The 22052-nt window shown below is 61.1% G+C and carries 20 protein-coding genes and 1 tRNA gene; 13 read left to right on the top strand and 8 right to left on the bottom strand.

Annotated features, from left to right (window positions below; all coding sequences use genetic code 11):
- Positions 1-176: 176 nt before the first annotated feature.
- Positions 177-1565, bottom strand: a complete 1389-nt coding sequence (locus tag WBB95_RS28375) for a class II fumarate hydratase (protein ID WP_424490593.1) — start codon at positions 1563-1565, stop codon at positions 177-179.
- A gap of 193 nt (positions 1566-1758) precedes the next feature.
- Here WBB95_RS28375 and WBB95_RS28370 point away from each other — a divergent pair, with 193 nt between their 5' ends.
- The 7 genes from WBB95_RS28370 to WBB95_RS28340 all read left to right on the top strand — a co-directional run bounded on the left by WBB95_RS28370 (position 1759) and on the right by WBB95_RS28340 (position 9460).
- Positions 1759-2277 (top strand): DUF2059 domain-containing protein, encoded by a 519-nt coding sequence (locus WBB95_RS28370; RefSeq protein ID WP_003236690.1) that lies wholly within the window; start codon positions 1759-1761, stop codon positions 2275-2277.
- 6 nt (positions 2278-2283) lie between these two features.
- The gene (locus WBB95_RS28365; protein ID WP_424490592.1) at positions 2284-2580 is read left to right on the top strand and encodes a BolA family protein; all 297 of its coding nucleotides are present in this window, start codon (positions 2284-2286) and stop codon (positions 2578-2580) included.
- Between the two features lie 118 nt (positions 2581-2698).
- On the top strand, positions 2699-3640 hold the full coding sequence (locus WBB95_RS28360; RefSeq protein ID WP_424490591.1) for a rhodanese-related sulfurtransferase: 942 nt from the start codon (positions 2699-2701) through the stop codon (positions 3638-3640).
- A 36-nt stretch (positions 3641-3676) separates the two neighbouring features.
- On the top strand, positions 3677-4279 hold the full coding sequence (locus WBB95_RS28355; RefSeq protein WP_424490595.1) for a DsbA family protein: 603 nt from the start codon (positions 3677-3679) through the stop codon (positions 4277-4279).
- Positions 4272-6074, top strand: coding sequence for an ABC transporter ATP-binding protein (locus WBB95_RS28350; RefSeq protein ID WP_424490590.1), 1803 nt, complete (start codon positions 4272-4274; stop codon positions 6072-6074). The genes WBB95_RS28355 and WBB95_RS28350 overlap by 8 nt, the downstream gene beginning before the upstream one ends.
- A gap of 71 nt (positions 6075-6145) precedes the next feature.
- The gene (locus WBB95_RS28345; protein ID WP_424490589.1) at positions 6146-8608 is read left to right on the top strand and encodes an EAL domain-containing protein; all 2463 of its coding nucleotides are present in this window, start codon (positions 6146-6148) and stop codon (positions 8606-8608) included.
- A gap of 78 nt (positions 8609-8686) precedes the next feature.
- A complete protein-coding gene (locus WBB95_RS28340) occupies positions 8687-9460 on the top strand; it encodes a TenA family transcriptional regulator (protein WP_424490594.1) in 774 nt (257 codons plus the stop codon).
- Positions 9461-9482: 22 nt separating this feature from the next.
- Here the strand turns inward: WBB95_RS28340 and WBB95_RS28335 are convergent, their stop codons facing one another.
- A complete protein-coding gene (locus WBB95_RS28335; protein WP_424490588.1) occupies positions 9483-10409 on the bottom strand; it encodes a GGDEF domain-containing protein in 927 nt (308 codons plus the stop codon).
- 281 nt (positions 10410-10690) lie between these two features.
- A complete protein-coding gene (gene lldD / locus WBB95_RS28330) occupies positions 10691-11833 on the bottom strand; it encodes an FMN-dependent L-lactate dehydrogenase LldD (protein ID WP_424490587.1) in 1143 nt (380 codons plus the stop codon).
- A 100-nt stretch (positions 11834-11933) separates the two neighbouring features.
- Here lldD and WBB95_RS28325 point away from each other — a divergent pair, with 100 nt between their 5' ends.
- The 3 genes from WBB95_RS28325 (at position 11934) to WBB95_RS28315 (ending at position 13685) form a co-directional block, all read left to right on the top strand.
- A complete protein-coding gene (locus tag WBB95_RS28325; protein ID WP_424490586.1) occupies positions 11934-12818 on the top strand; it encodes a LysR family transcriptional regulator in 885 nt (294 codons plus the stop codon).
- Positions 12819-12892: 74 nt separating this feature from the next.
- A tRNA-Asn gene (locus tag WBB95_RS28320) sits at positions 12893-12968 on the top strand.
- A gap of 261 nt (positions 12969-13229) precedes the next feature.
- Positions 13230-13685, top strand: coding sequence for an Hsp20 family protein (locus WBB95_RS28315; RefSeq protein ID WP_424490585.1), 456 nt, complete (start codon positions 13230-13232; stop codon positions 13683-13685).
- A gap of 51 nt (positions 13686-13736) precedes the next feature.
- Here the strand turns inward: WBB95_RS28315 and WBB95_RS28310 are convergent, their stop codons facing one another.
- From WBB95_RS28310 to WBB95_RS28300, 3 genes are all read right to left on the bottom strand, one after another.
- A complete protein-coding gene (locus tag WBB95_RS28310) occupies positions 13737-15014 on the bottom strand; it encodes a cation:dicarboxylate symporter family transporter (RefSeq protein WP_424490584.1) in 1278 nt (425 codons plus the stop codon).
- Positions 15015-15107: 93 nt separating this feature from the next.
- Positions 15108-16316, bottom strand: coding sequence for a pyridoxal phosphate-dependent aminotransferase (locus WBB95_RS28305; protein WP_424490583.1), 1209 nt, complete (start codon positions 16314-16316; stop codon positions 15108-15110).
- Positions 16317-16327: 11 nt separating this feature from the next.
- Complete coding sequence (locus tag WBB95_RS28300; protein ID WP_424490582.1) at positions 16328-16993, bottom strand: RraA family protein; 666 nt, start codon at positions 16991-16993, stop codon at positions 16328-16330.
- Between the two features lie 121 nt (positions 16994-17114).
- Here WBB95_RS28300 and WBB95_RS28295 point away from each other — a divergent pair, with 121 nt between their 5' ends.
- Positions 17115-18011, top strand: a complete 897-nt coding sequence (locus tag WBB95_RS28295) for a LysR family transcriptional regulator (protein WP_424490581.1) — start codon at positions 17115-17117, stop codon at positions 18009-18011.
- Between the two features lie 24 nt (positions 18012-18035).
- Here the strand turns inward: WBB95_RS28295 and WBB95_RS28290 are convergent, their stop codons facing one another.
- Positions 18036-18920: a LysR family transcriptional regulator gene (locus WBB95_RS28290; protein WP_424490580.1), complete on the bottom strand. Its 885-nt coding sequence runs from the start codon at positions 18918-18920 to the stop codon at positions 18036-18038.
- On the bottom strand, positions 18917-19822 hold the full coding sequence (locus WBB95_RS28285; protein ID WP_424490579.1) for a LysR family transcriptional regulator: 906 nt from the start codon (positions 19820-19822) through the stop codon (positions 18917-18919). The genes WBB95_RS28290 and WBB95_RS28285 overlap by 4 nt, the downstream gene beginning before the upstream one ends.
- Positions 19823-19977: 155 nt before the next feature.
- On the opposite strand from WBB95_RS28285, the gene WBB95_RS28280 reads away from it, so the two are divergent.
- Together WBB95_RS28280 and WBB95_RS28275 are read left to right on the top strand one after the other, a co-directional pair.
- Complete coding sequence (locus tag WBB95_RS28280; RefSeq protein WP_424490578.1) at positions 19978-21312, top strand: MFS transporter; 1335 nt, start codon at positions 19978-19980, stop codon at positions 21310-21312.
- Positions 21309-22052, top strand: a 744-nt coding sequence (locus tag WBB95_RS28275; RefSeq protein ID WP_424490577.1) for an NAD(P)-dependent oxidoreductase, incomplete at its 3' end; no start/stop codon positions are given. The genes WBB95_RS28280 and WBB95_RS28275, both read left to right, overlap by 4 nt.

The raw sequence follows: 22052 nt of genomic DNA, 5'->3' as shown, positions 1-22052 counted from the left end.
GTATTACTCCGCGGGCCGCCGCCACGCGCCATCCATGGCGCGGGGCGGCTAAACCGGCATCCTTGCCGGTTTGCCCGCTGCGTAATACCTGCGTTCGGCCAGCGTGGTTTAACGGGGCGCCTGAGATCAAGATCAACAGCAGATCAACAGCGCATCAACAGCCTGAACGTTACGGTTCAATGCCCGGCCTCAAGCATGTTTTCCGGGCGTACCCACTGGTCGAACTGTTCGTCTGTGAGGTAGCCCAGGTCCAGCGCGGCCTCGCGTAGCGTGAGCCCTTCGGCATAGGCCTTCTTGGCGATCTGCGCCGATTTGTCGTAGCCAATGTGCGGGTTGAGCGCGGTCACCAGCATCAGCCCGCGCTCCAGGTGCGCGGCCATTTGCTCGGCGTCGGGTTCCAGGCCGGCGATGCAGTGTTCCTGGAAGTTGTTGCAGCCATCGGCCAGCAGGCGGATCGATTCGAGCAGGTTGTGGATGATCACCGGCTTGTACACGTTCAACTGCAAATGCCCTTGGCTGGCGGCAATGCCGATGGTCACGTCATTGCCCAGCACCTGGCAGGCTAGCATCGACAGCGCTTCGCACTGCGTCGGGTTGACCTTGCCGGGCATGATCGAACTGCCCGGTTCGTTGGCCGGCAACTTGACCTCGGCCAAGCCTGCACGCGGGCCGGAGCCCAGCAGGCGCAGGTCGTTGGCGATTTTCATCAGCGCCACGGCGAGGGTTTTCAGCGCGCCGTGCAGGGTCACCAGGGGTTCATGGCCGGAGAGAGCGGCGAACTTGTTCGGCGCGGTCACGAATGGCAGCCCGGACAATGCCGCCAGCTCGGAGGCAATCGCCTCGCCAAAGCCATGCGGCGAATTGAGCCCGGTACCGACGGCGGTGCCGCCCTGCGCCAGTTCGCACACCGGCGGCAGGGCGCTGCGGAGCGCGCGCTCGGCGTAATCCAGTTGGGCGATAAATGCCGAGATTTCCTGGCCAAAGGTGATCGGCGTGGCGTCCATCATGTGCGTGCGCCCGGTCTTCACCAGCTTCATGTGCCGCGCCGACAACTCCGCCAGACCACCGGATAGGTTGGTGATCGCAGGTAACAGCTGCTTGGTGATCGCCTGTACCGCCGCGATGCTCATGGCCGTGGGGAAGCAGTCGTTGGAGCTTTGGGAGCGGTTGACGTGATCGTTGGGATGCACCGGGCTCTTGCCGCCACGGGTCTTGCCCGACAGCTCGTTGGCACGGCCGGCAATCACCTCGTTGGCGTTCATGTTGCTCTGGGTGCCGCTGCCGGTCTGCCAGACCACCAGCGGGAACTGGTCGTCATGCTCGCCTGCCAGCACTTCGTCGGCGGCCTGTTCGATCAGGCGGGCGATATCGGCAGGCAGGTCGCCGTTGCGGTCGTTGACCCGTGCGGCGGCCTTTTTGATCAGGGCCAGCGCGTGCAGGACCGCCAGCGGCATGCGTTGCTCGCCGATGGCAAAATTCACCAGCGAACGTTGGGTCTGCGCGCCCCAGTAAGCATCATCCGGGACGTGGACTTCTCCCAGGCTGTCGGTTTCGATACGGCTCATCGGGCACACTCCTTCAGGTTCGTTTGCGCAGTTTAGGCCGTGATCGCCCTTGGGGGTTCCATAAAACACTGTTCATCGGATTGAAGCCCCGCAAAACCAGGCCCTGCAAGGCCTGGGGTTGAGCCGCGAGGTTTTTTAGGCGCAGAATGGTCGCCCTTGGGGTCTTACCTCGCCTGCTAGAAAAGGAAACTCGATGACTCGTCTTCGTGCCATCTGTACCGCGGTTGCTCTGGTTTGCGCCAGCGGCCAAGTGTTTGCCGATACCGCCAGCCATAACGCCAGTGCCGAAGCCTTCCTTACCCTGGCCCATGCCGACAAGCTGGGTACCCCGGTGTACATGCAAGTGCAGCAAATGTTCGCCCAGCGTTTCGAACAGACCAAGGCGCCTGCCGCCAAGCAGTCCGTACTGGACAGCTACCAGGCCAAGGCCAACGCCGCGCTGGACCAGGCCATCGGCTGGCCGAAGCTGAAGCCGGACATGGTCAAGCTCTACACCACCAACTTCAGCGAATCCGAGCTCAAGGACCTGGTTGCGTTCTACCAGTCGCCACTGGGCAAGAAAGTCCTGGAAAAAATGCCTCAGCTGACCCAGCAGTCGGCCCAGATGACCCAGGCCAAGCTGGAAAGCGCCGTGCCGGTGGTGAACAAGCTGTTGGAAGACATGACCAACGAGCTGACGCCGAAAGCCGCCGCACCGGCCAAGAAGAAGTAAGCAGGAATGACTATGCAACAGCGTATCGAAACAGCGCTCGGCGCCCTGAGCCCGCAACACTTGAGCGTGCTGGATGAAAGCCATATGCACAGCCGTGGGTTGCAGACCCACTTCAAGGCCGTGCTGGTCAGCCAGCAGTTCGAGGGGCTTAACCGCGTCAAGCGCCACCAGACGGTCTACGCCACGCTGGGCGACCTGATGGGCGAGTTTCATGCGTTGGCGCTGCATACCTACACGCCTGAGGAATGGGCGAAAATCGACGCAGCCCCGGCCTCGCCGACCTGCGCCGGCGGGCATGACTGATGATCAGGTGTCTCTGACACCCGGCATTTGTTAGAATCCGCAACGCGCCGCTTAGCCGGCGCGTTTTTTTTGCATCCGGTTCACCCTTTACGAGGGTAGCCACCTGGAGAGAACACCCATGACTCAACCGATCGTCGTGGCGGCACTGTATAAGTTCGTCACCCTCGAAGATTACGTCGCCCTGCGCGAGCCACTGCTGCAGGCGATGGTCGACAACGGCATCAAAGGCACCTTGCTGATCGCCGAAGAAGGCATCAACGGCACCGTTTCCGGCAGCCGCGAAGGCATTGATGGCTTGATGGCCTGGCTGAAAAACGACCCGCGGATGGACGATATCGATCACAAGGAATCCTACTGTGACGACCAGCCGTTCTACCGCACCAAGGTCAAGCTCAAGAAAGAGATCGTGACCCTGGGCGTCGAAGGCGTCGACCCGAACAAAAAAGTCGGCACCTACGTCAACCCGCAGGACTGGAACGCGCTGATCAGCGACCCGGAAGTGCTGTTGATCGATACGCGTAATGACTACGAAGTGTCGATCGGCACCTTTGAAGGCGCAATCGACCCGAAAACCACCAGTTTTCGCGAATTTCCCGACTATATCAAAGCCCACTTCGACCCGGCCAAGCACAAGAAAGTCGCCATGTTCTGCACCGGCGGCATTCGTTGCGAGAAAGCGTCGAGCTACATGCTCAGCGAAGGCTTTGATGAGGTTTACCACCTCAAGGGCGGCATCCTGAAGTACCTCGAAGAGGTGCCGCAGGCAGAGACCAAATGGCAGGGCGACTGCTTTGTGTTCGATAACCGCGTCACCGTGCGCCACGACTTGAGCGAAGGCGACTACGATCAATGTCATGCCTGCCGCACACCGGTGAGCGTCGAAGACCGCGCGTCCGAGCACTATGTGGCCGGCATCAGTTGCCCGCATTGCTGGGATAAGCTGCCGGAGAAGACCCGTCGCAGCGCAATCGACCGGCAAAAGCAGATTGAACTGGCCAAGGCCCGTAATATGCCGCACCCGATTGGCTTCAATTATAAGCAATCTCCTTCCGAGGCCTGACCCATGCCCGCGCGCCTGCTCTATGTGATGGACCCGATGTGTTCCTGGTGCTGGGGCTTCGCCCCGGTCGCCGAAGCGTTGGTGGAGCAGGCCCAGGCGGCCGGTGTGGAACTGCACCTGGTGGTGGGCGGCCTGCGCACCGGCAGCGGTGCGGCACTCGAACCGACGACGCGACGCTACATCCTTGAACACTGGCAGGCGGTCACCGAGGCCACCGGCCAGCCGTTCAAGCGTGACGGGGCGCTGCCGGACGGTTTTGTCTATGACACCGAGCCGGCATGCCGCGCCATCGTCACCGCGCGCAGCCTGGCGCCGGATTGCGCGTGGAAACTGCTGGGGCTGATCCAGCGGGCGTTTTACGTCGAAGGGCGCGATGTGACCCTTGCCAGTGTGCTGGTGGAGTTGGCCGAGCAGGCGGGCATCCCGCGTATCGTGTTTGCCGAGGCATTCGACAAGGCTGAACAGCACGCTGCCACGGCTGCCGATTTTACCTGGGTCCAGGATTTGGGCATCGCCGGTTTTCCGACCTTGCTGGCCGAACGCAATGGCCAGTTGGCGTTGCTGACCAACGGCTACCAGCCTCTGTCCGAACTGTCGCCTTTACTCGCCCGATGGCTGGAGCGAGCCGCCTGTGTATGACCAGCCCCAACGCACGGACACGCTGACCTGGGCGGAAATTCGCCGCCTGGCCCTGCGTCACAAAAAATCCCTGTGGATCGCCAATGGCGTTGCCGTGCTGGCAACGTTGTGCAGCGTGCCTATCCCGCTGCTTTTGCCGCTGTTGGTCGACGAGGTGCTGCTGGGCCATGGTGATGCCGCGCTCAAAGTGATGAACCACGCGTTGCCGCTGGGTTGGCAGAAGGCTGTTGGGTATATCGGCCTGATGCTGCTGGTAACCCTGACGCTGCGCTGCGGCGCGCTGGTGTTCAACGTGGTGCAGGCGCGGCTGTTTGCGCGGCTGGCCAAGGACATCGTGTACCGCATCCGCGTGCGCCTGATCGAACGGCTCAAGCGCATCTCACTCGGTGAATACGAAAGCCTGGGCAGCGGTACGGTCACCACGCACCTGGTCACCGACTTGGATACGCTGGACAAATTCGTCGGTGAAACCCTCAGCCGTTTCCTGGTGGCGATGCTCACGCTGGTGGGCACCTCGGCCATCCTGGTGTGGATGCACTGGCAGTTGGCACTCTTGATTCTGCTGTTCAACCCGCTGGTGATCTACGCCACGGTGCAGTTGGGCAAGCGCGTCAAACACCTGAAGAAGCTTGAGAACGACAGCACCTCGCGCTTTACCCAGGCGCTGACCGAGACCCTCGACGCCATCCAGGAAGTGCGCGCCGGCAACCGCCAGGGCTTTTTCCTCGGGCGCCTCGGCCAGCGAGCCCAGGAAGTGCGTGACTACGCCATTCACTCGCAATGGAAAACCGACGCCTCCAGCCGCGCCAGCGGTTTGTTGTTCCAGTTCGGCATCGACATCTTCCGCGCCGCGGCGATGCTCACGGTGCTGTTTTCCGACCTGTCCATCGGCCAGATGCTCGCCGTGTTCAGTTACCTGTGGTTCATGATCGGCCCGGTGGAGCAACTGCTGAACCTGCAATACGCGTTCTACGCGGCGGGCGGCGCGCTGACACGTATCAATGAGCTGCTGGCGCGCGCCGATGAGCCGCAATATGCCGGCGGTGAAGACCCTTTCACCGGCCGTGAAACGGTCGGCATTGAAGTGCGCGGCCTCGACTTCGGCTATGGCGATGACTTGGTGCTCGACCAGTTGAACCTGACCATCGCACCCGGCGAGAAAGTCGCGATTGTCGGCGCCAGCGGTGGCGGCAAAAGCACCCTGGTGCAACTGCTGTTGGGGCTTTACACGCCGCAGGCGGGCAGCATTCGTTTCGGTGGGGCGACACAGCAGGAAATCGGCCTGGAGACCATTCGCGAGAACGTCGCGGTGGTGTTGCAACACCCGGCGCTGTTCAACGACACCGTGCGCGCCAACCTGACCATGGGCCGCGAAAGGACTGACCAGGCGTGCTGGCAGGCGCTGGAAATCGCCCAGCTGGAAGCGACCGTCAAGGCGCTGCCGCTGGGGCTGGACAGTGTGGTGGGGCGCTCCGGCGTGCGTTTTTCCGGCGGCCAGCGGCAACGTTTGGCCATCGCGAGGATGGTGTTGGCCGAGCCGAAGGTGGTGATCCTCGACGAAGCCACCTCCGCCCTGGACGCCGCCACCGAGTACAACCTGCACCAGGCGCTGGCGCGGTTTCTCAGTGGCCGTACTACACTGATCATCGCTCACCGTCTGTCGGCGGTGAAACAGGCTGATCGAGTATTAGTGTTTGACGGCGGTCATATCGCTGAAGACGGCGATCATCAGCAACTGATTGCCGACGGTGGCCTGTACGCGAAGTTATACGGGCACTTGCAACAAGTACGTTGATTTAGCCTAGGCTGTGCTATCGGAAACGGTTTTTCGCGTGCGTATCCAGCGGTGCATGTGCAAGGGACTTCATGAAGCAAAAGCGGACTCTCGGAACGCCACGGCTGTTGGGCATTGTCTGGCCCTTTATCGCCGTTGTGCTGTTCCAGGCATTGCTGGGCTGCGTCAGCCTTTACGTGCTTTCGGCGGTGCGGGGCTACGTTGCTGGCGAAAGCCTGTGGTCCAAGGGCCAGAAAGATGCGATTTACTACCTGACGCTCTACGCGGATAACCGCGACGAAACCACTTACCTCAAATACCAGCAGGCCATCGCCGTGCCCCAGGGTGGGCATGAATTGCGCGTCGCTCTCGACCGTTCCACGCCAGACCTGAGTGCAGCGCGCCTGGGCATCCTTAAAGGCGGCAACCACCCGGATGACGTCTCCAGCCTGATCTGGCTGTACCTCAACTTCCGCCACTTCAGCTACCTCGAAAAAGCCATTGAGCTGTGGACCGTCGGCGACGGTTACCTGGTGCAACTGGATGACTTGGCCCAAGCCATGCACCGGGCGATCACCACTGATCAGGTCAGTGGCAAGGAGGTCCGCGAGTGGAAGGCACGTATCATCGCCATCAACGACGGCGTGACCCCGGCGGCCAAGGCGTTCAGCGATGCCTTGGGCGAAGGTTCGCGGATGATCCTGCGCCTGCTGTTGATCACCAACCTCGCCACTGCCCTGGGCCTGATCGTCCTCGCGTTGTTGCGCACCCATAAGCTGCTGACCCAGCGCCACGCATTCGCCAACGCCCTGCAGGCCGAGAAGGAGCGGGCGCAGATCACGCTGGAGTCGATTGGCGATGGGGTCATCACCACCGATGTCGACGGCGCCATCGCCTACATGAACCCGGCGGCCGAGGCGCTGACTCACTGGAAGTCGGCCCAGGCCCAGGGTTTGCCCTTGGCGGCATTGTTCAAATTGCTGGATGAAAATGCCGAGCCCGACGGTTTTACGCTGATCGAGCACATCATCAAGGGCCAGCTCAGCGGCGGCAGCGAACACTCCAAGCTGATCCAGCGCGTGGATGGCAGCACGGTCTCAGTCACCCTGGTGGGCGCGCCGATCCGCAGCGCGGGCAAGGTCAGCGGTGCGGTGCTGGTCCTGCACGACATGACCCAGGAACGCCAATACATCGCCAACCTGTCCTGGCAGGCGACGCATGACGCCCTGACCGGCCTGGCCAACCGCCGCGAGTTTGAGTTCCGCCTTGAGCAGGTGCTGCAGCAGGTCGGGCGCCAGCAGAACGGGCGACACGCCTTGATGTTCCTCGACCTCGACCAGTTCAAGCTGGTCAACGACACCTGTGGCCATGCGGCGGGGGACGAGTTGTTGCGGCATATTTGCGCGTTGCTGCAATCGGACCTGCGCGAGGGTGACACCCTCGCGCGCCTGGGCGGCGACGAATTCGGCATCCTGCTGGAAAACTGCCCGGCGCCGGTGGCGGAAAAAATCGCCGAGAGCCTGCGCCACACCGTGCAAAGCCTGCATTTTGTGTGGAAGGGCCGGCCGTTCATGACCACCGTGAGTATCGGCCTGGTGCATATCTCACAGACCCCGACCACCCTGGAAACCTCGCTGCGCGCGGCGGACATGGCCTGCTACATGGCCAAGGAAAAAGGCCGCAACCGCGTGCAGGTCTACCACGCCGATGACTCGGAATTGTCCGTGCGTTTTGGCGAAATGGCCTGGGTGCAGCGGCTGCACATGGCCCTGGAAGAGGATCGGTTTTGTTTGTATGCCCAGGAGATCTCGCCGCTGGGCCAGACCGATGGCGGCAATGGTCACATTGAAATCCTGCTGCGCCTGCACGATGAGGCGGGCCGGATCATCTTGCCCGACAGCTTTATTCCGGCCGCCGAACGGTATGGCCTGATGACGTCGCTGGACCGTTGGGTAGTTGAAAATGTATTTAAAATTATTTCTAACTGCCTGCGCGAACGTCCAGGCCGTCCTATGGCTATGTGTGCGATAAATCTGTCAGGTATTACGATTGGCGATGACGACTTTCTCGGATTTTTACGTGAGAAATTTGCCGCTTATAACATTCCACCCACCATGATCTGTTTTGAAATAACAGAAACGAGTGCTATCGCAAATTTGGGCAGTGCGATTCGTTTTATTAATGAACTCAAAGCCTTAGGTTGTCATTTCTCGCTGGATGACTTTTGTGCCGGAATGTCCTCATTCGCTTATCTCAAACATTTACCTGTAGACTTCCTGAAGATCGATGGAAGTTTCGTAAAGGATATGCTGGACGACCCGATTAACCGCGCCATGGTCGAAGTGATCAACCACATCGGCCACGTCATGGGTAAGCGCACAATTGCCGAGTTTGTTGAAACACCGCAAATCGAACAGGCTTTACTTGAGATCGGTGTGGATTACGCTCAGGGCTACCTGATTGAACGCCCGCAATTGTTTACCTTTGATAGCTTGCAGTGTCGACCTGTGCGGCCGCAGCCTCTGTTATTCAAGGCGCCCGGCACATTCCGCTGAAACATTTGCTGGTCTGTACAATCACACTTAAAAAGGAGCCCTACAGTGATCGACACATTCAACAAAACCGGCCCGCTTATGGAAGCCTCTAGTTACCCCGCCTGGGCGCAACAATTGATCCAGGACTGTAGCGAGAGCAAGCGCCGAGTTGTCGAGCACGAACTGTATCAGCGCATGCGTGACAACACGCTCAGCGCCAAGACCATGCGCCACTACCTGATCGGTGGCTGGCCCGTGGTTGAACAGTTTGCCTTGTACATGGCACAGAACCTCACCAAGACTAAGTTTGCCCGCCATCCTGGGGAGGATATGGCGCGACGTTGGCTGATGCGCAATATTCGCGTGGAACTCAACCACGCCGACTATTGGGTGCATTGGGCCCGCGCTCACGGCGTGAGCCTCGAAGAACTGCAAGCGCAGAACGTACCGCCGGAATTGCACGCACTGAGCCATTGGTGCTGGCATACCAGCTCGGCGGATGCGTTGATCGTCGCGATTGCCGCCACCAACTATGCGATCGAGGGGGCGACTGGGGAGTGGTCCGCCGTGGTCTGTTCGACTGGCGTCTATGCAGCCGCCTTCCCCGAGGAAGACCGTAAACGTGCAATGAAGTGGCTGAAGATGCACGCCCAGTACGACGATGCTCACCCGTGGGAAGCTCTGGAAATCATCTGCACCCTGGCCGGGATGAACCCGACCAAGGCCCTGCAGGAAGAGCTGCGCCAGGCGGTGTGCAAGAGCTACGACTACATGTACCTGTTTCTGGAAAGCTGCATGCGGTTGGAGAAAGAAAAGGAAAAGGCGCCCGTCGCTGTGCGCGAACGCCAGGCACGCGTCGCCAGCGAAGCGTGATGTAACCGTGATGGCGGGGTGCTTACCCCGCCATTGCCAAGCGGTTGCGGCCTTCGCGCTTGGCCACGTACAAGGCGCTGTCGGCGCGGCGCAGCAGGCTTTCAGCAGACTCGGCAGCCAGCAAGGTCGAGCAACCCAAACTCACCGTCAGTTCGATCCGCGTATCATCGGCCCAATAATCGTGGGCTTGCGCCGCCTGGCGCAGCCGTTCACCGACCATCCCCGCCGCATCCCGGCCGGTGTTGGACAGCAGGATCAGAAATTCTTCCCCGCCAAACCGAAACACCATGTCCACATTGCGCAGCTGGCCTTTGATCGCCCCGGCCACGGCACGCAGCACAGTATCGCCCGCCGCATGGCCGTGGGTGTCGTTGATTTTCTTGAAGTGATCAATGTCCAGCATCAGCAAGGACAGTGGGTGCAGATGCCGGCGCGCCATGTCGATTTCGCGTTGCAGGGTCTGGTCCATGGCAATGCGGTTGCCGGTTTCGGTCAAGGGATCGCGCAGGGCGCTACGGGTGGCGGCGCGGTAGAGCAGGGCGTTGCGCATGGGATACAGCAACGTCGCCAACAGCGATTCCAGCTGGCTCAGCTCGTCTTCCATAAAACGCTGGTTGCGACGGAATATCAGCTCGCCCAGATGCTCACCCTCGTGGCTCAAGCTATAGCTCACCGAGTGGTGGCCGCGGTGGCCGAATTCCAGGCGCAGGTCGCTGGCTTCGTGGCGGTATTGCAGCGCGTCCAGCGGCACCAGGCGCTGGATCTCGCGAAAGAACAGGCCGAGGATGCGCTCCGGCTCCAGGCTGGTCTGCAATTGCTGACTCAGTTGTTGGCGAAGTTGGGCGAACGTGACGGGGCGGTGAGGGCGGAGGGCTGGTTGACCAAACCCCAGGCGTTGCAATTTGGCACTGTCGAAGTCAATTGCGTTGGTCTGGGTCGGTGATTTCATAAGCTGTCGGCCTCTAAGCACTTAACTGTCTTACAGGCTGCACGAGAGCGGCAAATGCCAAGCGTCTTACTGTTCCTTCAGTTCCGTAAAACATGGAAACAGTTTAAACCGCTTTGCCCCGGGTTATAACCCCTGGGCCCTGCCACACGTCTTGTCATCGCTTAACCTGCTTGAAGCGGTTTAGAGCGAGATTCATGCCATTTCGTTTAACTTATTAAAACTCCTTATAAATCAACGACCGTTTTTTAAATGTATAAACGGTCGTTGCAGAGTGCCGTCAGTTATTTGGCTGATTGAACCAGCGTCGTGTGGTCGATCTGGTCAACGGACGTCACGCCCGTCAGCGTCATGGCGACGCGCATCTCCTTGGCGAAAATATCCAGCAGGTTTTCTACTCCGTGCTGGCCGTCTGCAGCCAACGCGTAAGCGGTCGCGCGGCCCAGCAGGCATGCTTTTGCACCCAAGGCGAGCATGCGCACCACATCGAGCCCTGAGCGAATGCCCGAGTCCACCAGCACAGTCAGATCATCGCCCACCGCGTCGGCAATCGACGGCAGTGCTTTTGCCGTGGACAGCACGCCATCCAGCTGCCGGCCGCCATGGTTGGAGACCACGATGCCATCCGCGCCGAAACTCACGGCGTCCTTGGCATCCTGGGGGTCGAGGATGCCCTTGATGATCATCGGGCCTTTCCAGAAATCACGAATCCATTCCAGGTCCTTCCAGCTGATCGACGGGTCGAAATTGTTGGCCAGCCAGCCAATGTAATCTTCCAGGTGCGTGGGTTTGCCGAGGTATTTGGAGATGTTGCCCAGGTCGTGCGGGCGTCCCATCAACCCCACGTCGAATGCCCATTGCGGCTTGGTCACGGCCTGCAACATGCGCCGCGACGCCGCGAACGGGCCGGACATGCCCGAATGCGCATCCCGGTAGCGCGCGCCCGGGGTCGGCATGTCGACGGTAAACACCAGCGTTGTCACTCCTGCGGCTTGCGCGCGTTCCAGGGCATTGCGCATAAAACCGCGGTCCTTGAGCACGTACAGCTGGAACCAGATCGCCTGCGGGCTTTGCGACGCGACCTCCTCAATCGAGCACACCGACACCGTCGACAGGCAAAACGGGATGCCCTGGTGGGCGGCCGCCTTGGCCGCTTGCACCTCGCCACGGCGCGCATACATGCCGGTCAGGCCCACCGGGCTGAGGATCACCGGCATCGCCAGTTCCTGGCCGAACAGCGTGGTCTTCAGGCTGAGGTTGTCGACATTGCGCAGGATGCGCTGGCGCAAGCTGATCTCTGCCAGGTCCGAACTGTTGGCGCGCATCGTATGCTCGGCGTAGGCGCCACCATCGATGTAGTCGAACAGGAAGCGCGGCAGCTTGCGCTTGGCCGCTGCGCGGTAATCGGAGGCGGACGAGATGATCATGAACGGTGTCTCCACAAGGCAAAGTGCTTCACCATAAGCAAACATCTGGCATGATAAAAACAACTTTTATTACTGGTAGCCAGTCGCTAAGGGAATACTGATGAACCTGAGGACATTGCGCGCGTTTGTCGAAGTGGTGCGCCAGGGTGGTTTCTCCCAGGCGGCCGAGGTGGTGTCCCTGACTCAGTCCTCGGTAAGCAAGGCGGTCAAGACCCTCGAAGACGAACTGGGCATGCCGCTGCTCAATCGCTTCGGCCACAAGAACGAACTCACCGCCGCGGGCGAAATTGCCTACCGTCGCGCCCTGGTCATGCTCGGCGAAAGCAACGACCTGCTGGCGGAGATCAACGACTTGCGCGGCCTCAAACGCGGCGTATTGCGCATCGGCCTGCCGCCGGTGGGCTGTGGCGTGCTGTTTGCGGCGATGTTCACCACTTACCGCAGCCGCTACCCGGACATCGACATCGAACTCACCGAGTACGGCAGTAAAAAACTGCGCGAGTGCCTCGACGCAGGGGAGGTGGACCTGGCAGCGCTGCTGCTGCCGGTGGACGAGGGGTTTGACTGCCAGCCGGTGCGCAATGAACCATTGATGGCCGTGCTGCCCGTAAGCCACTCTCTGGCGCGGCGCAAACGCATCGACTTCACCGACCTCGCCGACTCACCGTTCATTTTGTTCGAAGCCGGCTTTGCCCTGAACGCCAAGATTCTGGCCGCCTGCGAACGCAAAGGTGTCACACCGCGAGTCACCGCGCGCAGCGGGCAGATCGATTTTATCGTTGACCTGGTCTCCGCCGGGCTGGGCGTGGCCTTCCTGCCGCGCATGCTCGCGCACACGCATCAACACGCGGGCATCGCCTTGATTCCTTTGGACGAACCGCACACCGATTGGCACATCGCCCTGGCCTGGCGTGCCAGCGCTCATCTACCGCCTGCCGCCCGTGCCTGGCTGGATTTGGCCAAGGAAATGGCCAGCCCTGCCTAGCCGGGTACCGGTTATCAGCCCGAACGCCCGCAAGTGCTTGACTTCTTCTTTTTAATCAGTAACATACGGCGCATTCCGCGATAGCTCAGTTGGTAGAGCAAATGACTGTTAATCATTGGGTCCCTGGTTCGAGTCCAGGTCGTGGAGCCAGATAGAGAAAAGCCTGCAGAGATGCAGGCTTTTTTTTGCCTTGGATTTGGCCTGTTCAGCTCGCTTTGCCCCATGGGTTTTCGTTTTGAACACACCGACCCATACGCCCGTGTTGGGGGCTTCAGCAGGTTTACAGAGCACTGGGTAAATTTTTTGTTGGTCACTCTTGAATTTTTTGACCCTGGACTTACCTAGGCCTTACGCGATGCCAAATGCGGGTCGCGTGTTAAATCACTTGGAGAAAACTCAGGAGATTTCGCAATGGCTACTACTCTTTCCTTGGCCCCGTTGTTCCGCCACTCCGTAGGCTTTGATCGTTTCAACGACCTTTTCGAATCGGCGCTGCGCAGCGAGGCGGGCACCACGTATCCGCCTCACAACGTCGAAAAGCACGGTGATGATCATTACAGGATCGTTATTGCAGCGGCTGGCCTGGTGGAGGATGACCTGGACATTCAGGTGGAAAAAGGTGTGTTGACCGTCGCTGGTGGCAAGCGCGAGCAGGATGAAGGCATTACTTACTTGCACCAAGGTATCGCCCAGCGCGCGTTTCGCCTGTCATTCCGTCTGGTCGACCACATTGAAGTTCAAGGCGCACAGCTCGCTAACGGTCTGCTGAGCATTGATTTGCTCAGGGTGGTTCCGGAGGAGGCGAAGCCCAAGCGCATCGCGATTGGCGGCGCAAAAGCTGATACCAAGTCGATCTCAGAGCAGTAACTTGAATGGAATAAAGGCGCTCTCAGGAGCGCCTTTATTCTTGGTTTCACACTAGCGCATTTGAATATTCTGCGCGCTCGGCCCCGGCGCCACCTGCGCGCTACGCCCCTCCCACTTCGCAATCACCAGCGGCGCCAACGCATTCCCCAACACATTCAACGCCGTGGTCGGCATCTCCATCAAGCGATACACCCCGGCGATAAACGCGATGCCTTCCAGCGGCAACCCGGCGCTCGCCAACGTCGCCGAGAGAATCACAAACATGAACCCCGGCACACCAGCCGCGCCCTTGGAGGTCAGTACCATGGTCACCACCAGCAAGGCCTGGTCCGCCAGGCTCAGCTCGATGCCATACAACTGCGCCACGAACAGCGTGCCGATGCCGAGAAACAATGAGGCGCCGTCGAGGTTGAACGAGTAGCCCACCGGCACCACAAAGCTCACCAGCGAAGGCGGCACGCCGTAGGTTTCGAGTTTCTTCATCAGTTGCGGCATCACCGCCGCCGAGCTGGCGGTGGAGAAGGCCAGCACCAGTTCATCCTTGATATGGCGCATCAAGGCAAACAGGTTGATCCCGCACAACCGCGCAACCAGGTTGAGTACCACCAACACAAAAAAAGCGATGGACAGGTAGCTGACCATGATCAGCTTGGCCAACGGCAACAACGAGCCAAAGCCGAAGTTGGCGACGGTGACGGCGATCATGCCGAACACGCCGATGGGCGAGTAGGCCATGATCATCAAGGTGACTTTGAACATCGCCTCGGACACGCCGCGCAGCAGGGCGATCACCGGCTCTTTGCGTTCAGCCGGCAGGCGCGAAACGCCCAGGCCGAACATCACCGCGAAGAACAGCACCGACAACAGGCTGCCCTGGGCCATGGCGCTGACCACGTTGTCGGGGATGATGCCGACGATAATCTGCCCCAGGCTATGCCCACCGCCGCTGCTGGTCGGCAGGGTGATGTTCGCCGCTTGCAGGCTGGACAGTTCAGTGCCGGCGCCGGGCTTGAGCAGGTTGCCCATGACCAGGCCGACGATGATCGCGAGGGTGGTGATGCAGAAAAAGTAACTCAAGGCCTTCACCCCTATGCGCCCCAGCGCCTTGCCGTCGCCGTGCCCGGCAATGCCCACCACCATGCAGGCGAACACGATGGGCACCACGATCATCTTCATCAGCTTGATAAAGATATCGCCCGCCGGTTGCAGGAGGTTGTCCACCAGCCACGGTCGTGACTCGGGAAAGCGGTGCAGCAGGGCGCCGATGGCGATGCCGGCGAGCAAGCCGATCATGATTTGCCAGACCAGCGAAAGACGGGGCGTGTGCATGGGAGTGCCTCATTTGAGATCAATGATTTTTAAGTTGTTGTTCTAGGCAGTCAAAAGGCAGCCATCCGTTGGCCGCCGGGTGCAGCAGGGTGTTCAGCGCAGGTCGTGGCAGGCGTCTTTGAGGCGTCGGCAGCCTTCTTCGATAACGGCCCGCGAGCTTGCAAAGGACAGGCGCACATACGGCGACATGCCGTACGCCGCGCCGCTGACCGTGGCCAGGCCGTAGTCACGCAAGAGGTAGTCGACCAGTTGGGTATCGCTCTCCAGGCGATCACCTTGGGGGGTGAACTTGCCCATCAGTTGACCGACATTGGCGAACACATAAAACGCGCCATCCGGCGGCGTCACGCGCAATTCAGGAATGCCCGCCAGCAGCGTCAACATCAGGGCGCGACGCTGGCGGTATTCCTCGCGCATGTCGGCGATCGGCGTCTGGTCGCCGGCAAATGCGGCCACGGCGGCGGCCTGGCTCAGGGAGCTGGGGCAGGTGGTGGTTTGCGAGAGCAGTTTGGCCATGGCCGTGATCAGCCACGCCGGGCCTGCACCAAAACCCAGGCGCCAGCCGGTCATGGCATAGCCTTTGGAGGCGCCGTTGACGATCAGCGTGCGTGGCTTGAGGTCGGGCGCCAAACGCGTCAGCGGTACATGGCGCGCCTCGCCGTACACAAAGTGCTCGTAGATCTCATCGGCCATCACCAGCACATGGGGATGGCGGCGCAGCACCTCGGCCAACGTCAACAGCTCGGCCTCGCTGTACACCGCGCCGCTGGGGTTGTTCGGGCTGTTGAGGATCACCCATTTGGTGCGCGGGGTGATGGCCGCTTCCAGCGCATGAGGGGCCAGCTTGAAGCCGAGGCTTTCGTCACCCGGGATGATCACCGGCGTGGCGTCATTCAGCCGGGCGATGTCCGGGTACGACACCCAATACGGCGTGTGCACGATGACTTCATCGCCGCGATTCAGCGTCGCGGCCAGGGCGTGGTAAATGATGTGCTTGCCACCGCAGCCGGCGACCACCTCGTCCAGGCCATACACCAGGTCGTTGTCGCGGTGCAGCTTGAGGCAGATCGCCTGGCGCAACGCGAGCGTGCCGGTGGTGGCGGTGTAGTGGGTGTCGCCGCTGTGCAGCGCCAGGTCGGCCGCCTGGACAATATGCGCGGGGGTGTCGAAGTCTGGCTCGCCGACGGTGAAGTTGACGACATCGCGGCCCTGGGCGCGCAGCTCGGTGACCAAGGCGTTGGCAGCGACGCTGGGGGAGGGCGCGATACCCAGCACGCGGTCGGATAAAAATGCACGGCTCATGACGATTCCCTTCAATCCGCCAGGCCGGCGTTGACCAGCACCTTGTCGATCCAGCTTTGGCGCAGGTTACCGGTCGCAATTTCGGCTTTGACCGCGTCTTCATGCTCGGCATGTTGCCCGGCGCGGCGCAGTACTTCAGCGGCGTCGGCCTGGGAAAAGGCGACCAGGCCGTCTTCATCACCCACCAGCAAATCGCCGGGGTTGATCAACATGCCGCCGATGGACACCGGCACATTCACTTCGCCCGGGCCGGTTTTGTAAGGCCCGGTGTGCACCACCGCACGGGCGTAGCACGGCGTGTCGTCAAAGCTGGCGACGTCGCGAATCGCGCCATCGATCACAAACCCCACGCAACCGCGTTGCTGGGCGTAAAGCTTGACCAACTCGCCGATCACCGCGTTATTGGTGTCGCCCTGGCCGTCCACCACCAGCACATGGCCGGGCTGCATCATGCTCATGGCCTTGTAGATCAGCAGGTTGTCACCGGGGCGGGTCTTGACCGTAATCGCCGTGCCCACCAGCTTGCCGGTGCGGTTGTAGCGCGTCAGGCCACGGGCGCCGATATGGCGGCCGAGGTTGTCGCTGATATGCGGCGTGACCACATGGGCAAACGCTTCGACCAGCTCGGCCGGGGCCATGGGCGCGTTGGGAAGGATGCGGGAACCGGGCAAGGACATGGCAAATCTCCAGAATCGTTGGATAGCGATGGGCTATGGCCGGATCTTAGGAGCGATGAACGGACAGTTTTAGCGATATTTTATGATGTGATAGCATCGCTTTTTCTCATGAGTGGCCGCCATGATCACCTTCAAGCAAATCGACGCGTTGTACTGGATCGCCGAGCTGGGCAGTTTTGAGGCGGCGGCGAACAAGCTGAACATGTCTCAGTCGGCCATCTCCAAACGTATCCAGGAGCTCGAAGAAACCTTTGACGTCGAGATTTTCGACCGCAGCAAACGCAATGCACGGCTGACCGAAAAAGGCGGCGAGCTGCTCGATTACGCCAAGGATCTGCTCAAGGGCCGAGACCAATTGCTCGAACGGGTCAGCGCACGGGAAGTGCTGGTGCGCAGGTTTCGCCTGGGCGTCACCGAGCTGACCGCGCTGACCTGGCTGCCGGCGCTGGTCGAAGCGCTGCGCCAGGCTTACCCCAAAGTGCAGATCGAACCCTCGGTGGAACTCAGCAGCGAGTTGTTCCGCAAGCTGGAAAGCGACCAACTGGACCTGGTGATCGTGCCGGACGTCTACAGCGACCCACGCTTTCACAGCACGCCGCTGCAATGCGTTGAAAACGCCTGGATGTGTTCGCCCGGGCTGATTCCCGACGCCGACCCGATCAGCCTGGAGACACTGGCCAGTTACACCGTGCTGACCCAGGGCGCGCAGTCGGGCACCGGGTTGATCTACGAACGCTGGCTGGCCGCGCACAACGTGCAGATGCCGCGCACGCTTACCAGCCACAACCTGTTGGTGCAGGTGGGCCTGGCGTTGTCGGGAATCGGCGTGAGTTACCTGCCGAAGGCGTGCCTGTCGCACCTGATCGAGCAGGGCACATTGCGCGCGTTGGTCACGCAGCCGGAACTGCCGAGCATCCAGTACGTGGCGCTGCACCGGGTGGATCGGCAATTTGGCCTGAACCAGGACGTGGCGCAGTTGGCGCAGCAATGCTGTGATTATTCGCGGTTGTTGCTCTAGCACCGCCGTTCATTTTTCAGTCGGCTAAGCGCCCGTCGCCGACAGCTTGGCCAGGCCTGCCAGCGTGTCGATCAACTCGGTGCGCCCATGCTTGAGAAACGCCAGTTGGTAATTCACTGCCGCCGGCGGCACTTCCAGCGTCACCTCCTGGAATTCCCCGCGCTCGATGTGCTCCACGAACAACCCCCTGGGCAAACAACTGATGCCCACTCCCGCACGGATCAACGCCAACAGCGCGAACAGGCTGTTGCTGCCGTACACGTGGTTGAACTCGATGCCCTGTTCTGCGAACAGTTGCTCGCAGCGCTGGGTGATGCCGGAGTCCGGGCCTTGCACGATGATCGGCCAGCGCGCGAGTTGCTTGAGCGACAGCGTGGTGCCTGCGGGAAACAGCTGCGGCGGCGCGAGCCAGGTGAACTCGACCGACTGCAACGGGATCGAGGCCATGGCGGCGGTGACGTAGTCCTGCGGGATCACGACCAGGTCGAGGTCGCCATCGAGCAACTTGCGTTGCAGGCGTGCGGAGAGGTCCACGTCGGGGTGCAATTGGATGTCCGGCAACGCGGCCTTGCTGCGCGCGACAAAGTCGGTGAACCAGGTGATGGTCACCAGTTCGGTCAGGCCCATCCGCACCGTGCGCAGGGTCTGGCGGCTGGCGTCGCGCAAGGCGTCGAGCGCTGCCAGGCTGTGGATCAGGCCTTCGCTGGCCTCCAGCAATTGCGCGCCCTTGGCGGTCAGTTGCGCCTTGTGGCTAGCGGCTTCGAACAGGGGCAGGCAGGCGTGTTTTTCCAGTTCCTGCAGGCGTTTGGTCGCCGCTGACTGGGTGATGTACAAGCGCGTGGCGGCGCGTTGCAACGTGCCCAGTTTCAGCGTCCAGTAGAAGGCTTCGATCTGTTTGATATTGATCATGATGGCCGCCCATAAGGCTGTTGCAGGTCGCAGTGTGCGCTCATCAGTTCCACCACATGGCGGTGCAACGGGCTGTAGCTGTCGGCCCGTGCCAGGGCCACGTACGGCGTGGTGGGCAATGGTGGTTCGACGTTGAGTTGCACCAGTTGCCCGGTGAGCAGGTAAGGCGCGGCGGTGGCGTCGGGCAGGTAGGTCACGCCCAGCCCGGACACGGTCAGGCCGATCAGCGCGGCCAGGCTGCTGCACGGAATATGCGCGCTGGGGCTGGCCTGGTGGGCGGCGAGCCAGCTGTCCATCAGCAAGCCGGACCCGGACGACTTGCCTTGGGCCAGCAGGGTGAACCGGCTCAAGTCTTCCAGCGTCAGCGCCTGCTGTGGGTCGAGCAAACCGGGCGCGCAGAACCAGTTATTGTGTACCTCATCGAGCCTGACCTTGATCAGCCCATTGCTGCTGAACGCATCCGGTACCACGATCACGTCCACCACGCCGGCCATCAGCAACCCATGCAGGCGCACGCTCAAGTCCACTTCGGGCTCGATGCGCACCTTGGGGTAATCGGCGGCAATAGCCTTGATCAAGCGCGGCAGCCAGGTCAGGGCGCTGAGCTCGGTGATGCCGATGCGCAGTTTGCGGCTGAGGTCTTCGGGGCTGAGCAGGCAGCTGTTGACGATGTCGCGTTGCAGCAGCACCTCGCGTGCCTGGGCCACCACCTGAGCCGCCAATGCGGTGGGTTTGGCGCTGCGCCCGCTGCGGTCGAACAGCGCAAAACCGAGCCAGTGTTCGAGTTCCTGGACCTGCCGGGAGATGGCCGACTGCACTTGGCCGAGGCGATGGGCGGCGCCGTCGAAGGTGCCGTGGTCGACCACGGCGAGCAACGCTTCCAGCTGTTTGAAGGTGGGCACAGGGCAATTCTCATCACGGTTTGGAATATTTTTAGTTCACGGAATATCTCTATGTCTACTTAAATTTCCTCGGCACTATCTCGCTCACGGCCTACTGGCGTGAGGGTTTCTTCACGACGTACCGACCATAACTCCAAGAAAAAACCGGTGAAGAAATGAATGCTGATTCCAAACCCGCCAGCCGTTTTCGCTGGGTCGTGGCAGGGCTGTTTTTCCTCGCCTACATGGTGGCCGGCGCCGACCGCGCCAACATCGGCGTGGTGGTGCCATTCATCAAGCAGGAATACCACCTGAGCAACACCGACATCGGCGCCCTGGCCAGCCTGTTCTACCTGACTTACGCCATTGTGCAGATCCCCGCCGGCTACCTGTTCGGCCGCTACGGCATTCGCAAACTGCTGACCGGCTCGCTGGTTCTCACGTCCCTGGCCACCTTGCTGATCGGCTTCACCAGCAGCGTGCTGCAACTCAAGCTGGCGCGCGCCCTATTGGGGGCGGCGGAAGGGCCGATCAATATCGGCATCGTGTCGATCATCAACCGTTGGTTCCCCGCGCGCGAGAAAGGCTTGGCCACCGGTATTTTCATGTCGTCGATCAAGGTCGCACCGGCCCTCGTGCCGCCGCTGTGCGCCTGGATCGTGCACCTGTATGGCTGGCGCGAAGTGTTCTTTTTCTTCGCCATCCCGGGGTTCTTCGTCGCGCTGCTGTGGTGGTGGCTGGTGAAGGACGACCCGGCGGACAGCCGCCACTGCTCGGCCAGTGAGCTGCAGCATATCCAGGACAGCGGCCCACAGAATCAAGCCTCAATCACGCCGATGGTGCACATCCCGGCCTGGTTCGACCGGCTGATGCGCACCCGCGAAACGCCGCTGCTGGGTCACAACAAAAGCATCCTGGCGTCGTGGAATGTGTGGGCCTGTGCCATGGGCTACTTCCTGATGGTCGGCATCACCTATTCGATCATGACGTGGGTGCCCACCTACCTGATCACCGTCAAACAGTATTCCGTGTTGAAAATGGGCATGGTCGCCTCCGCGCCGTGGGTCGGTGCGATCATCGGCAACCTGCTGGGTGGCTGGCTGTCGGACCGGGTGTTCGACCGTCGGCGCAAACCGGCGATGCTGATCAGCTCGCTCTCCACCGTGATCATGATGTTCGTGCTGTTGAACGCGCCCACCGATCCGCTATTGCTGTCGGCGGTATTCCTGCTCGCCGGCATTTTGTTGAACATTGGCTACTCGACTTTCCTGGTCTACCCCATGGGCCTGGCGACCAAGTCACGGGTGCCGTTCGCCGCGTCCATCGTCAACACCGGCGGCTCCCTGGGCGGTGCGTTCACGCCCTTTGTGGTCGGGTTGCTGCTCGACAATTTCAACTGGGACTACGTGTTCGGCTTTCTCGGCGTGAGCTCACTGATCACCTTTGCCATCGTGCTGACCATGGTCGAGCCACGTCCTTGCACCGCCGTTAATCCTCAGGAGCCCGTATGAATAGCGTCATGCAAGTGTGTCGTCTCGACTTCTGGATCAGCCCCGTTTTTGACGAGATGATCCACAGCAACCCGCAACTGGCCCTGCAGGTGATGCCGCGCCAGGGCGATGACGCGCGCACCCTGGCCGCGCTGCGCCAGGCCCACGCCTACCACGTGTCAGCCGCCAAAGACGAGTTGCCTGCACACTGGTTCGTCAACCAGGCGTTAATCGAGCAATGCCCACAGTTGCTCTGCGTTTCCTCCGGGGGGGCAGGCTTCGACACGGTTGATGTGGCGGCCTGCAGCCGTGCCGGCATTGCCGTGGTCAACCAGGCGGGCGCCAATGCGCATTCGGTCGCCGAGCATACCTTTGGGCTGTTGCTGGCGGTGGTCAAACGCATTGTCGAGTCGGACCAAGCACTGCGCCATGCCAGCGTTTTCAGCCGTGAAGACCTGATGGGTGAAGAGATTCATGGGCGCACCCTCGGCCTGATCGGGCTGGGGGAAATTGGCCGGCGCGTGGCGCGCATCGCCGAGGGTTTTGGTTTGGACGTATTGGCCTACGATCCTCATCTGAGCAGTGAACAGGTGCAGGCCCATGGCGCCACAGCCGTGACCCTCGCGGAGCTGCTCCAACGCAGTGATTTCGTGTCGCTGCACTGCCCGTTGGACGCCAGCACGCGTCACCTCATGGGCGCGGAGCAGTTCGCGGCAATGAAGCCGGGCGCGGTGTTTTTATCGACTGCCCGGGGCGGTATC

Origin of the sequence: Pseudomonas sp., assembly GCF_049645325.1 — a bacterium.
Lineage (GTDB): Bacteria > Pseudomonadota > Gammaproteobacteria > Pseudomonadales > Pseudomonadaceae > Aquipseudomonas.
Note: the sequence above shows the minus strand (reverse complement) of the source record. Positions and strands in the feature narration are given on the sequence as shown.